Raw genomic sequence first — 12,904 nt, 5'->3', positions numbered from 1 at the left:
GTTTCCTCGATTGTAGTTATGCGAGAAGTGACGCTTCGGATACGTCACCACGGCGAGCCGGAGAGCGACATCAGCGCCGATTACCCGGCCATCACGATTCGCTCCGTCTCGTCGATGACGGGAAGCGCCGCGGAGCGAAAACGCATCATCGAAATAACCGGCCCGGAAACGTCGATTGCGGGCTTCCTCGACGAGTTCGAGGCCGCGGAACCCGTACTGGACGTGGACGCGTTGACGCCGCTCGACGTGCCGCGAGTCCTCGTCGCCGTCACCATCGACAGCTACCAGTGGGACAGCATCTCACAGCGGTTGACCGACTTGGGCGTCCACTACCGAACCGGAGCGACGATAGCCGCCGGGTGGGAACGCTGGACGTTGTATCTGGACGACGCGGACGACCTAAACGAAATCGTCGAGTCGCTCGAACGCGCCGGGAACGAGACCGACCTCGTTCGAAACGTCGAACTCGGGACCGTCGCAGAACAGGAGCAGTTGGAGTTCTCGCGCGTCGTCCACGAACTCACGGGACGACAGCGAGAGGTGCTCGGTACGGCCATCGACCTCGGCTACTACCGACCGAAGAAGGAGACCAGCATCGAGGACATCGCCGATACCGTCGGCATCGCATCCACGACGGCGTGGGAACACCTCGCCCGTGCGGAGCGGAAGGTGATGGAGGAGGTCGGCAAGCACGTCAACTCAAACCAACTCTGACCCCGCTCGAAGCGAGAGCAAGACGCCGAGTAGGGACGCGACCGTCGCGAATCCCGCGAGGACGAGGAACAGGACCGTCGGCGAATAGTACTGGAGCACGTAGCCAGCGACGGCCGCACCGAGCGCGCCGATTCCAAACACGCCGAGATAGGTGTAGCCGTATGAAAGACCGCGGGCGTCGGGCGGCGTGAACTCGGCGACGGTCGCCTGATACAGCGGTTGCACCGCGAACAGCCAGAATCCGAGCGCGAAACTGACGACGAGCAGGGGGACGAGCCCGGCGTCCGCGGCGGGGACGAACACGAGCGCGATGAGCGCCAACGTGCCGAAGGCGACCGCGATGGCGGCGGTGTTTTCCACGCGGTCGGTGAGTTTGCCGCCCGCGAACTGTCCGACCATCCCGACGGTGAGGAGTCCGGCGTAGAGGTAGCGCGCCGGTTCGAGCGATTTTCCGGCAACGTCGATGGGCGCGAAGAGCGAGAGGCCCGAGAGGAGGTCCGGGAGGAAGGTCAATACGCCGCGGTAGTACAGTCCGGAGAGCATGACGACGCCGAAGACGGCGACGAACCAGCCCGAAAAGAGCGACCGAGAGGCGGAAAGGAGGTCCGAAATCGAGGTGAGGCCGCCGTCGGTACGGGTGGTTCGCTCCGCGCTCGAATCCCGCGCACGCGTTTCCGTCTCGACCGCCGCCGTCTCGTCGATGGACGTTCGAAACGCGACCACGGCGGCGACGAGGGCGGGAACCGCGAGGACGGCGACGACGGTCCGCCAGCCGAACGCGAGCAGGAGGAGCGTCGTCGCCAACGGGCCGAAGGCGATACCGACGTTTCCGGCGATGCCGTGGTACGCGAAGGCGCTCCCCTGGTCGTCGGGTTCGATGCCGGTGCTCAGCAACGAGAGGCCGGACGGGTGATAGACGCTCGCCGCCGTCCCCCACAACAGGAGCGCAAGCGCGATGACGGGGAGCGTCGGGGCGAACGAGAGGAGGAGAAACGACCCACCCATGCCGAGCAGACAGACGACGATGAGTCGGCGGGAGCCGTAGCTATCGGAGAGGACGCCGCCGGGCAGCGCACCGATGCCGAACAGCGCGTAGCCGAGCGAGAGGACGACCCCGAGCGTGGCCTTCGACGCGCCGAACTCGACGAGCCAGACCGGGATGAGGATGGGAAGGGAGAGTTCGTAGGTGTGAACCATCGCGTGGGCCAGCATGGTCAGGCCGAGGATGGTTCGGTCGTTTCGCTTCACTGGAGACACCCTAGCCGGTCCCGACTATAAACGGTCGCCCGAATCGAGCCGGATTTTACAGAAACGACCGTGATAATCGACAGAACAAAGAGACGAGAGCGGGTGGATTCGAGTAGCATGACAGGCCTCGACGACGGTGCGGGAGAGACGACGAGCGAAGCGCTGGTTTCCGTCCTCGAATCGCTGGGCGTGGAGTACGTGTTCGGCTATCCGGGCGGGCGCGTCATCGAGTTGCTCGACGACCTCCCCGAGTCGAGCGTGGACGTGGTTCGCCCGCGCGACGAACGCGAGGGAAGCGTGATGGCCGAGATGTACGGCCGCCTCCACGGCAAGCCCGCCGTGCTGGCCGGACAGGGACCGTGGATAGGGAGCCTCGGCGTCATCGGACAGATGGAGGCCCGGCTCGCCTCCTCACCGATGGTGGTCTTGACCGAAGCGAGCGAGCGCGGCGACTACTCGACGCTCGCGCCCTATCAGCAGTCACGCGGCGACTACGGCGGGCTCTCGCTCCCGAAGATTCTGGACGGCGTGACCAAAGAACACTGGTTCCCGCGCACGCCGACCGAGACCATACGAAGCGTCCAACTCGCGTTCAAACACTCGACGGCGGGCCGGTCGGGACCGACGGCCGTCATCCTCGACGGCAACGCCATTACGGATGACGTCCCCGAAAACCCGATACCGCCTGTCTGGGACAGCGAGGAGCAGGTTCGAAACTGGGAGTCCAAGCCGACCGACCGCGACGTGAGCGCGGCGGTCGAGGCACTCGAATCCGCGGAGCGTCCCGTTATCATCGCCGGGAACGGCGTCCACTCGGCGGGAGCCTACGACGAACTCCGGGACGTCGCGGATGCGTACGATGCAATCGTTACGACCTCCTATCTCGGCAAATCGACGATTCCCGAGACGCACGACCTCGCGGCGGGCGTCATCGGGTCGTTCGGCCACGAAGGCGCGAATCGGGTCGTCAGCGAGGCCGACACCCTGCTCGTCGTCGGCTGCCGGATGAACCCGATGGACACCAACTGGCAGGCACCCTCGTTCATCCGCCCGGACGAACAGACCATCATCCACGCCGACATCGACACGCGAAACGCGGGGTGGGTGTACCCCGCCGACGTGGGACTCATCGGCGACGCGAAGGAGAGCCTTCGGGCGCTATCGGACGCCGGGAGCGCCGACAACGACTGGGCGCGCGACCGGGCGGAAACCGCGCGGGAGTCGTTTTTCACCGAGAAATGCGAGAGCGACGCCTCGCCCATCAAACCGCAGCGCGCGGTGAAGGAAATCGAGGCGATGGTGGACGAGGACACCATCGTCACGGCCGACTCGGGCAACAACCGATTCTGGCTATTGAACTACCTCCAGACGCCCGCCGTTCGGACCTACTTCGGGTCGGGAGGCGTCGGCGGGATGGGGTGGTCCGCCCCGGCCGCGGTCAGCGCCGCCATCACCACCGACAAGGACGTCATCGGCGTCGCGGGCGACGGCGGCTTCACCATGACCATGACCAGCGTCGAAATCGCCGTCGAGAACGGCGTCGCGCCGACGTTCGTCGTGCTGAACGACACCAGTCTCGGCATGGTGCGCCAGATGCAGGAGGAAGACGGCGACATCGCGGGCGTCGAATTCCACGATACGGATTTCGTCACGGTCGCCGAGGGCTTCGGCGCGGACGGGACGCGGGCGGTGACCCCCGAAGAACTCGCCGACGCGCTTCGAACGGGGAAAGAAAGCGACGTTCCGTTCGTCATCGACGCGCGAATCGACCGCGAGGAGGACATGGCCGAACAGCTGGAATCCTCGTTCTACGCCGAAACGGGCGGATTACACGAGTAAAATCAGTCGGCGTTTTTCCGCGCGATTTCGTCCCGCTTTCGGACGAACTCGGCGGGGTCGGTTTCACCCTTCGCGGCGAGTTCCCTCGCGGACTGGAGTTGCGAATCGACGACCGTCTTCTGCTGGCGCGACCACTCCTCGTCGTCGTGGGTGCGAACGTACTCGGCCCACTGCTTGATGAACGCTCGTCGATCTTCGGCGTCACGCGCTTTGGAGTTCGTCATAGTATCGTTTCACTCCGAGTTCGTTGACGTGACGTTCGAGTTCGTCCGTATTAAGTTGCTCCCTGAATGTCAGGAAGAGGTGTAAGGCGTCCTCGAAGTCCTTACCAGTGACGCTGTCAGCACCCTGTGCGAGTTGTAATTTGTACGCGATTTGCAACTCGATTGGGCTGACATTGAGGGTGTTCTGACCGAAGTCGGCGACAAGCGGGGTTCGGAGGCGGTTCGTTCGAGAGAAGAGCCTGCAAACCACACTTCGAAGTTGGGAATCATCGTTTCCTCCTCGGCGACGCGAATTCGGTCGCCGTCGCTCAGCATCTCGTACATACTATCGAGCGGCATCGCCATTCCCCAGTAGCCACGGTCTTTCAATGTCGACACCAGAGTTTCAGTCTTCGACTCGGAAAGGGGTTCGAGGATGATGTCTATGTCCTCGGTTGAACGGGAGCGTCCGGTGAGGATGGCGAGGTAGCCACTGACGATAACGTATGATATGCCTACGTCTTCGAGGACACCGGTGAATTCAATCACCTCCTCGTCGAGTTCAGTGAGTTGCTTCGAGATAACGAGCCGGTCCTCGCGTAGGTTCATCACGCAGAAATTCCGCGTCATCACGTAAGAATGTACGCCAGTTCGAATCGCGGTCAGAGACGAACGCAAGGAGACACGAGTACCCCGGTTCGCACCCCGTCACGAAAAAACAGGAAGGAAACCTTTTCTTGCCAGCCGGAGAGTAAAAAACCATGGCGCAAAGCGAGACGGTGCTCGTCACTGGCGGGACAGGCTTCATCGGGTCGTACACGGCGAAGGAACTGCTCGACCACGGCCACGACGTGGTTGCCTACGACCTTTCGACGGACACGCGCATCTTGGAGAAACTCGGCATCGCGGACGACGTGGAGATTCGCCGCGGCGACATCACCGACTCGACGGACGTGTTCCGCGTGGTGCGCGAGACCGATGCGACGCGAATCGTTCACCTCGCGGCGCTGCTCACGACGACGGCGCGCGAGAACCCTCGCCTCGCCATCGACGTGAACGTTCGCGGCACGAACACCATCTTCGAGGCGGCGCGCACGTTCTCCGACCAAGTGGAGCGCGTGGCGTGGGCGTCCAGCGCCGCCGTGTTCGCACCGCCCGCGAACTACGACGACGACTGGGTGACCGAGGACGACCTCGTGTACCCCGATACGCTCTACGGTGCGAGCAAGGAGTTCAACGAACATCAAGCGAGGGTGTACTTCGAGGACCACGACCTCTCGCACGTCGCGCTCCGACCGACCGTCGCCTACGGTCCGTACCGCGAAACGGGTGGCTCTGCGTTCCTCGCAAATATCATCGAAAAGCCCGCGCTCGGCGAACCGTTCAGCGTCAAGTACGGTGATCAAGTCATCGACTGGCAGCACGTCGAAGACATCGCACAGGCGTTCCGCCGCGCGGCGTTCACGCCGGACGAGGACCTGAACCAGCGCGTCTACAACGTTCGCGGCACCGTGGCGACGATTCGTGAGGCCGCCGAGACGGTCGAGAAAATCGTGCCCGACGCCGACTTGGAGGTGTCCGACGAGGGCAAACTCCCGTGGACCCAGAAGCTCGACATGACCGCGATTCAAGAGGATTTGGGTTACGAACCGCGCTACGACCTGGAGAGCGGGTTCCGGTCGTACATCAACGTGCTCCGCGAGGAGAACGGACTGGAGACGGTCTGAGGGGACGAATCGAACGACGGAACTGCTTTTTGCGACCGTTTCCAAGTACGTCCCAATGCTCGGCATCGAGATGGGATGGCGACGACTGCTGTTCGCCAACTGGCCGGTCGAACCGGAAATCGTGGAGCGAGGACTTCCGGAAGGGTTGGAGGTGGACACGTACGATGGGAAAGCGTGGCTCAGCGTCGTTCCCTTCACGAACGTCGCGGTTCGTCCGCGGGGGCTTCCCGCCGCCGTCGGCGTGTCCTTGCCCGAACTCAACCTCCGAACCTACGTCACCGTTCCGGGGGAGGACCGACCCGCCGTCTTCTTCTATAGCCTCGACGCGGACGGTCTGCTGTCCGTGCTCGGTGCCCGTCTCGCCTTCGGACTGCCGTACTACAACGCGACCATCGAGATGGCGGAACGGGACGGTGCAGTTCGCTTCCGGAGTCGTCGCACCCATCCCGGCGACCAACCGCTGCGGTTCGACGCGCGCTACGAACCGACCGGCGGGCGACTCGACGCCGACCCCGACTCGCTGGCCGCGTTCCTCACCGAGCGCTACCGGTTCTACGTCGGCGGCCGGGGTGGAAAAATCGGCTACGCGAACGTGGACCACGACGTGTGGTCGCTGTACCCGGCGACGGTCGAGTTCGGCGTGAACGAGAGTTTCCGGGCGAACAACTTCGCCCACCCGGACGGGGACCCGATTTGCTACTACAGCCCCGGTGTTGACATCGTATCGTCCCGTCGGAAGTGGCTCTGAGTCCGAGTGCCGTCGGACTTCACTGCGTTTGGCTGTACTTCTCGACCCACTCCTGGAGCGTGATGCCCATCGCGGACTGAGTGATGGCGTTCGAACTCGCAGAGTTCGCGCTCTTGACCAACTCGGCTTCCAGCGTGCGCGTCGGAATCTCGCCGAGGAAGTGCGGAATCGCGCGCTGGACCGAAATCGGACAGCCGACCTCGTGGGCCAGCGCGTACCCCGACAGGGAGTGAGGAATCTCCTCCGTGGCGTAGGTCGGGTCGGGGTCGAGCAGTTGGTCCTCGTCCGCGAAATCCACGTACTCGTAGCACTTGCCGACGTCGTGGAGCAGACACGCCGCGATGATGGTATCCTCGTCCGGGTCGGCCCCGTGGAACTCGCGCTGTTCCTCCGCAGAGCGCATGGCGATGCGCGTCACGCCGCGGACGTGTTCCACGTTCGTCTTCTCGTGGATGTTCCACGCGTAGGGAATGTCCTCGATGTCCTTCCAGCCGCCGCGTTCGAGGCCGAGCACCCACGCCTCGATGACCTTCTCGCGCAATTCGTCGTCCTCGATGGACTGGAGTTCCGGATAGGCGCTTTCCACTTGTGTCCGGTAGTCGGGAGTGTCGTCGCTCATGAAGAATCGGTTTGATTCGTGAGAACGTAATGGTTCGTGAATGAGAGTCGGACCGCGAGCGGGTGAGTCACTCAACTGCGATTTCGGTTGTGACGGGGGGTACTTCGAAGCCCGGAATCGCTCAAATCGCCACGAACCCGGCTCCGAAAAAGACGATTATCGCTGTCAGTTCAGCGAGAGGTTGATGGTCTTCGTCTGGGTGTAGTGTTCGACCGCTTCGAACGCCGTCTCGCGTCCGATTCCGGACTGTTTGTAGCCGCCGAACGGCTGTCCGGCGGGGAAGTCGTTGTACTGGTTGACCCAGATGTTGCCCGCCTCGATGTCCTTCGCGGTTTCGTAGGCCTTCGTTACGTCGTTCGTGATGACGCCCGCCGCGAGACCGTACTCCACGTCGTTCGCCCGCTCTATCATCTCGTCGTAGTCCGTCCACTCGAACACTTCCTGAACGGGACCGAAGATTTCCTCCTGCACTGCTTTATTGTCGTGGTCGATGTCGTCGATGAGCGTCGGGGCGACGAAACAACCGTTCTCCAACGCCTCGTCGTCCGGTGCCTCGCCGCCGGTAACGAACGTGGCACCGGAGTCGCGGGCGGTCTCGATGTACTCCATGGTTCGGTCCACCTGCTCCTGTGTCACCTTCGGACCGAGGTCGGTGCTGTCGAGGAGCGGGTCGCCGACCGTGAGGTCTTCCGCGGCCGCGGCCAACTTCTCCACGAACTGGTCTTTGATGTCGGTGTGGAGGAACAAACGCGACCCCGCACAGCAACACTCGCCCGTGTTGAAGAAGATGGAGATGATCGTGGTCTGAACCGCCCTGTCCAAATCGGCATCGGGGAAGACGACGAGCGGACTCTTACCGCCGAGTTCGAGCGTCAGGTCGGCGACGTTGTCCGCCGCGTTCTTCATCACGGATTTGCCGACTTCCGTCGAACCGGTGAACGCGAGTTTCCGCACGTCGGAGTGCTGGGTGAGCGGTTCACCGGCCTCCCGACCGTATCCGGTGACGACGTTGACGACGCCGTCCGGAAGCACGTCGTCTATCTCCTCCATCAGTTTGAGAACGGTCAACGGCGTCTCCTCTGCCGGTTTCAGGACGACGGCGTTTCCGGCGGAGAGGGCCGGACCCAGTTTCCACGCCGCCATCAGCAGCGGGAAGTTCCACGGGATAATCTGTCCGACGACGCCGTAGGGTTCGCGGATGGTCTGTACGTGTCGGCTGTCGTCCGTCGGAACGGTCGTCCCCTCGTTCGTCCGCGCCGCTCCGGCGAAGTACCGGAAGTGGTCGGCAACGAGTCCCATGTCGATTCGCGCCTCGGTAATCGGCTTGCCGTTGTCGAGCGATTCGAGCGTGGCGAACTCCTGTTTTTTCGCCTCCACTCTGTCGGCGATGGTTTCGAGGACTTCCTGTCGATCTGCGGTGGAGTAGTCCGACCACGTTTCGTCGTACGCCTCCCACGCGGCCTCGACTGCGCGGTCGATATCGTCCGCATTTCCGGCTTGTACGTCGGCCAGTACCTCGCCCGTCGTCGGGTCTCTCGTCTGAAACGTCTCGCCGGAGGCGCTTTCGACCCACTCCCCGCCGATGTACAGCTTCAGTTCGCTCGGGACGACTTCGGCGGCGGCGGTTTCGTGGCGTTGTTGAATCTCGGTTTTGCGTTCACTGGCTGATTTTGTCGACATCCCGCGTTAAGAACCGTTACGGTTCCCAATAAGTGTATGTATCTAATTCCGACATATGTAACCGAATATGGTTTCTTTTTCGGCTTATTTTGATGATTCGGGGCCTGTTTCAGTTACACCTCTCTCTCGTTTCGAGAGTGCTCGGATTTCCCTGTGACGCGCGCTGGGACGAGCGAGAGGGCACACTACCCGACGGCTTTCGAGGCCATCAGAGAGACGGAACGGACCTCGAAAGCAGATTCTATCCGTAACGAGCGTTGTTAGAATTTTCAAAGAGGTACCCATCGAGACTGGAACACTTACAAAAGAAATCCCCATTCACCTCATCGTTTCGTATCGAAACCCATCTAAGTACCAACGACCAGATGCCGATAATGGCTAGCCGTCGTGACATCGCTCTCTATCTCTCGCTCGCCGCCGTGTGGGGGACCGCGTTCCCCGCGACGAAGGCGGCGCTCGACGGGTTTCCGCCGGTCGCTCTCGCCGCCGTCCGCTTCAGTTTGGCCGCGTTCGTCCTCTTCGCCGTCGCCGCCGCGACCGGGCGCTCGCTCCGACCGCGTGGGCGGGGTGACTGGACGCCCGTCCTCGTCGGCGGCGTGTTCAACATCGGCCTGCATCACGCGCTCCTCTTCGCCGGGCAGGTGTACGTCACGAGCGCAGTCGCATCGACCCTCCTCGGCCTCGTCCCGGTTCTCACGCCCGTCGTCACCTCGGCGTTCCGCCCGGAGGAATCCATCTCCGCGCGGGGTGCCGTCGGCGTCCTCCTCGGATTCGTCGGCGTCGTCCTCATCGCAAACCCGAGCGCGGGGGGGTTCCTCAGCGACGTGGGCGTCTGGTTCGTCCTCGGGGCCGCCGTCGCGTGGGTCGTCGGGGCCGTGTTCACCGACGAGGACGACGCCGGACTCGCCGGGCTTTCCCTCCAAGCGTGGATGCTCGCGGTCGGCGCGCTCGCGCTCGACGCCGCGGCGTTCGTCGTTCCGGGGCAAGGGTTCGCCGCCGCCGCACCGACGACGAGTTCGTTCGTCTGGGTGCTCTACCTCGCCGTCGTTCCCGGCGCGCTGGGGTTCCTCGTCTACTTCCGTCTCCTCCACCGCCTCGGCCCGATAGAGATGGGACTCATCGAGTACGTCATCCCGCCCTTCGCCGCCGTCTTCGGCTGGGTCGTCTTGGGCGAGGGACTCACCCCGACGACGGGGGGCGGTTTCCTCGCCATCCTCTGTGGCTTCCTCCTCGTGAAGTGGCCGCGAGTCGTCGGCGGGATTCGGGGCTATATCGACGGACGCGCCGCTGGAAGTGCCGAATCTTCGAAGGCAGACTGAGCCGGTGGCTGGTGCGTGGAACGGTTCGAAAAAAGGAACGTTTCTGCAGACGGCACCGGGCCGATCGTTTCGTCAAAAGACGGAAATTATCCGCCCGAATCTAACACGACATGTAACAGGCCTTGAGGCCTTCGGAATATGGACAATCCTCACCCGACGAGTAACAGCGACACTTACCGTTTCGCTGATTGCAGGTTATGTAGGCACGTTTCGAGTAACATTCTCTCTGACTGCCCCCGATAACCTTGCAGATTTCTCCCGTACAGAATGAACTGTCCGAACAACTACTCGCCTGCACGTCCCCGTCGGTCGTCAGCGGGAATTTCGTCCTGTCGAGTGAGGGGTCGATGGCGAACTCCTCATCGGACGCTTTGGATTCGACCAGCGCGTACTCCTTCTCGGCCTGCGGTTGGATGTGAAGGGTGAGGTCGTACTCGTCGGTTGTCTTCGAAAACATGAGATGAGCCGTCCGAACGTCCTCCTGATTCGTGTACTCCGTGACGGTCCATCCGTCGGTGGCCCACGAGGCTTCAACTCGCGTGCTGTCGAGTTTCGTGTCCAAATCGAACACCTCGGGTGACGGTCGTGCGATAATGTCGTGTGCGGCCAGCTCAGCGAGCACGTCGTGTCCGCGGGAGGCGAGCGTACTCCGAAGTGCTCCCTCATTCAGATACTGCTTTTCGAGTTCCCGGTCGTGCTCCGGCTCCTCTGCCATGACGCCACTACTACTGAGGGCGACAGCGCCGATCGCCGACGCACCAGCTTTTTTGAGAATACTCCTCCGATTAATTTTTCTTTTTCTAGTCATACATATAGTTTTAATCACCATAGATATTTAAATCTTATTCTAAGATATATTATAGTAAAATAATTATAGATAGATGTTGCAGAGGAGCGAACACAAAACGAGGAAAACAAACAGCGTCGAACGCAGTTACTGTGACTCAATACTCTATCTGCGTGATTTCCTCGACGGGCCACTGGCTGAGAATCTCGACGCCGTTCTCGCGGACGACGACCATCTCCTCGACGCGGACACCCTGTCTGTCGGCGGGTTCCATCGTCTCGACGGCCATCGTCATGCCCTCCTCGATTTCGATGGGGTGGTCGGGCGAAATGCCGCGCCAGATGAGCGGCACTTCGTACAGTTGGAGACCGAGGCCGTGCGCCCAGTGGTTGGTCGTCATCTGCCAGTGGTCGGTGGCGTCGTACCAGTCGGCGTGTTCGCCCTCCATGTCCGGGAAGCCCTTGCAAATCTCGTCCGTGGTCGCGCCGGGTTTGATGCGTTCCAGCACGTCGTAGAGGTTGTCGCGGGCGGTTTCGTAGGCGTCCTGCTGGGCTTGCGTCGGCTCGCCCATGCTGAAGGTTCGGTAGTAACAGGACCGATAGCCCATGAAGCCGATGTTGTAGAAGTCGGCGTACACGATGTCGCCGGGACGGATGATGCGGTCCGTGGTGTTCGCCTGGTGTTTCGGCCACGTGTTCGGGCCGGAGGTGACGTAGCCGCCTTGGACCATCGCGCCGAGCCCCCACAGTTCGCGGGTGGCTTCGCCCCACACTTCCGACTCGCGGACGCCCGGCTTTGCGGTCTCCGTGATGCGCTGGAAGCCCGCTTCACAGAGCGCGGCGACCATCCGCAGACACTCGATTTCGTCGCGCGTCTTCACCTTGCGGGCGTCCTCCATTACCTTCGCGCACTCGTCGGTGCGGACGTCCACGCCGCGGTCCTCGAACTTCGAGATGAGGGGAGCGTTGCCGATGTCGATTCCCATCGGTTCCTTCGCCACGCCGTACTCCTCCATCGCCTCGTAGACGAGTCCGGCCATCTTGTCCTTCAACCAGTCGCGGGCGGAGTCGCGCCCGGACGCTCGCGGGACGTTCCCGAGGCCGGGGCAGGCGTAGCGGATGTCGGAAATCCACGGGCAGTTGAACTGTTGGTTGCTCGCGTGGTCCGCCGTGTCCCAGTGGACGATATCGCCGTCCTCGGTGAGCAGGGTGTAGTGGTCGGCCCCGGACCCGCCCGTCATGGCGAGCCCCGTCACGTAGCGGACGTTCGGGTCGTTGATGAGGAGCATGCTCCCCAGTCCCGCTTCGCGCATCCGAGTGAGAGCGCGCTCCTTGCGCTCCTCGCGCATCCGCTGCATGTCGATTCGTTCCTCCCAATCGACGCTCATCGTTCCGCGCGTCCCTTCCATGAAATCGCGTTGATAGAACCCCATGCGAAACCGTACACGGAGCGGCGTTATGTAATTTCCCGAATCGTCCGTGATAGATTGTCGCCTACACGTTCAAGATGGTCCGTTCCTTCGTCATGGGCAATGAACACACACGACACGCCGATTCGAGTGGACCACGTCGGCATCGCCGTCGAATCCATCGAGGACGCCGAACCGATTTTGCTCGCCCTCGGCTGCGAGCGACTTTCGGTCGAAACGGTCGAGGAGCGGTTTCGGTGGGCGTACTATCGGTTGGGCGACGCCTCCCGACTCGAACTCATCGAACCGATAGCCGACGACACCTTCCTCACGGACTTTCTCGACCGACACGGACCGGGGCTGCACCACGTCACGCTCGAAGTCGCCGACATCGCCGCCGTCGTCGAATCGCTCCGCGAACACGGGATTCGCGTCATCGACCGAGCCGAATTCGATACGTGGACGGAGGCGTTCGTCTCGCCGCGAAACCCGAGCGGCGCGCTCTTCCAGTTGATGGAGTACCACGACGATTACCACGAAAACCGGCGTCCGCCGCGGGAGTTGTTCGTCAACGGGAGTCGAGTCGGGGAAGGAGGTCGGGAATAGAATCGG

Annotated in this window: 13 protein-coding genes; 6 read left to right on the top strand and 7 right to left on the bottom strand. The window is 62.4% G+C overall.

The genetic code is table 11. From position 1 onward, the window contains the following. The first annotated feature begins 18 nt into the window (after positions 1 to 18). Positions 19 to 714: a helix-turn-helix domain-containing protein gene (locus B208_RS0118890; protein WP_007977174.1), complete on the top strand. Its 696-nt coding sequence runs from the start codon at positions 19 to 21 to the stop codon at positions 712 to 714. Here the strand turns inward: B208_RS0118890 and B208_RS0118885 are convergent. Continuing rightward, the gene (locus tag B208_RS0118885) at positions 700 to 1,962 is read right to left on the bottom strand and encodes an MFS transporter (protein ID WP_007977173.1); all 1,263 of its coding nucleotides are present in this window, start codon (positions 1,960 to 1,962) and stop codon (positions 700 to 702) included. The two genes, B208_RS0118890 and B208_RS0118885, sit on opposite strands and share 15 nt — an antisense overlap. A gap of 117 nt (positions 1,963 to 2,079) precedes the next feature. Between B208_RS0118885 and B208_RS0118880 the strand changes: the two genes are divergently transcribed. Then, positions 2,080 to 3,801 carry a thiamine pyrophosphate-binding protein gene (locus B208_RS0118880; protein ID WP_007977171.1) on the top strand — a complete coding sequence of 574 codons (1,722 nt, stop codon included), beginning with the start codon at positions 2,080 to 2,082 and terminating at the stop codon, positions 3,799 to 3,801. A gap of 2 nt (positions 3,802 to 3,803) precedes the next feature. Here B208_RS0118880 and B208_RS0118875 read toward each other — a convergent pair whose 3' ends face one another. Both B208_RS0118875 and B208_RS0118870 read right to left on the bottom strand, forming a co-directional pair. Beyond that, a complete protein-coding gene (locus tag B208_RS0118875) occupies positions 3,804 to 4,025 on the bottom strand; it encodes a hypothetical protein (protein WP_007977169.1) in 222 nt (73 codons plus the stop codon). A 69-nt stretch (positions 4,026 to 4,094) separates the two neighbouring features. Continuing rightward, positions 4,095 to 4,613 (bottom strand): hypothetical protein, encoded by a 519-nt coding sequence (locus tag B208_RS0118870; protein WP_198292382.1) that lies wholly within the window; start codon positions 4,611 to 4,613, stop codon positions 4,095 to 4,097. A 152-nt stretch (positions 4,614 to 4,765) separates the two neighbouring features. On the opposite strand from B208_RS0118870, the gene B208_RS0118865 reads away from it, so the two are divergent. Then, positions 4,766 to 5,731: an NAD-dependent epimerase/dehydratase family protein gene (locus tag B208_RS0118865; RefSeq protein WP_007977165.1), complete on the top strand. Its 966-nt coding sequence runs from the start codon at positions 4,766 to 4,768 to the stop codon at positions 5,729 to 5,731. Between the two features lie 55 nt (positions 5,732 to 5,786). Then, complete coding sequence (locus B208_RS0118860; protein WP_007977163.1) at positions 5,787 to 6,479, top strand: YqjF family protein; 693 nt, start codon at positions 5,787 to 5,789, stop codon at positions 6,477 to 6,479. Between the two features lie 19 nt (positions 6,480 to 6,498). On the opposite strand, the gene B208_RS0118855 is transcribed toward B208_RS0118860, so the two are convergent. Together B208_RS0118855 and B208_RS0118850 are read right to left on the bottom strand one after the other, a co-directional pair. Then, complete coding sequence (locus B208_RS0118855) at positions 6,499 to 7,098, bottom strand: HD domain-containing protein (protein ID WP_007977160.1); 600 nt, start codon at positions 7,096 to 7,098, stop codon at positions 6,499 to 6,501. A gap of 165 nt (positions 7,099 to 7,263) precedes the next feature. Further along, positions 7,264 to 8,778 carry an aldehyde dehydrogenase family protein gene (locus tag B208_RS0118850; RefSeq protein WP_007977157.1) on the bottom strand — a complete coding sequence of 505 codons (1,515 nt, stop codon included), beginning with the start codon at positions 8,776 to 8,778 and terminating at the stop codon, positions 7,264 to 7,266. A gap of 374 nt (positions 8,779 to 9,152) precedes the next feature. Here B208_RS0118850 and B208_RS0118845 point away from each other — a divergent pair, with 374 nt between their 5' ends. Continuing rightward, positions 9,153 to 10,097 (top strand): DMT family transporter, encoded by a 945-nt coding sequence (locus tag B208_RS0118845; RefSeq protein WP_007977156.1) that lies wholly within the window; start codon positions 9,153 to 9,155, stop codon positions 10,095 to 10,097. A 100-nt stretch (positions 10,098 to 10,197) separates the two neighbouring features. Here B208_RS0118845 and B208_RS0118840 read toward each other — a convergent pair whose 3' ends face one another. Both B208_RS0118840 and B208_RS0118835 read right to left on the bottom strand, forming a co-directional pair. After that, a complete protein-coding gene (locus B208_RS0118840) occupies positions 10,198 to 10,812 on the bottom strand; it encodes a hypothetical protein (protein ID WP_007977155.1) in 615 nt (204 codons plus the stop codon). Between the two features lie 229 nt (positions 10,813 to 11,041). Then, positions 11,042 to 12,316: a M24 family metallopeptidase gene (locus B208_RS0118835; RefSeq protein ID WP_007977154.1), complete on the bottom strand. Its 1,275-nt coding sequence runs from the start codon at positions 12,314 to 12,316 to the stop codon at positions 11,042 to 11,044. A gap of 99 nt (positions 12,317 to 12,415) precedes the next feature. Here B208_RS0118835 and B208_RS0118830 point away from each other — a divergent pair, with 99 nt between their 5' ends. After that, the gene (locus B208_RS0118830) at positions 12,416 to 12,898 is read left to right on the top strand and encodes a VOC family protein (protein WP_007977153.1); all 483 of its coding nucleotides are present in this window, start codon (positions 12,416 to 12,418) and stop codon (positions 12,896 to 12,898) included. Positions 12,899 to 12,904 lie beyond the last annotated feature (6 nt).

This window comes from Haladaptatus paucihalophilus DX253 (genome assembly GCF_000376445.1).
GTDB lineage: Archaea > Halobacteriota > Halobacteria > Halobacteriales > Haladaptataceae > Haladaptatus > Haladaptatus paucihalophilus.
Note: the sequence above shows the minus strand (reverse complement) of the source record. Positions and strands in the feature narration are given on the sequence as shown.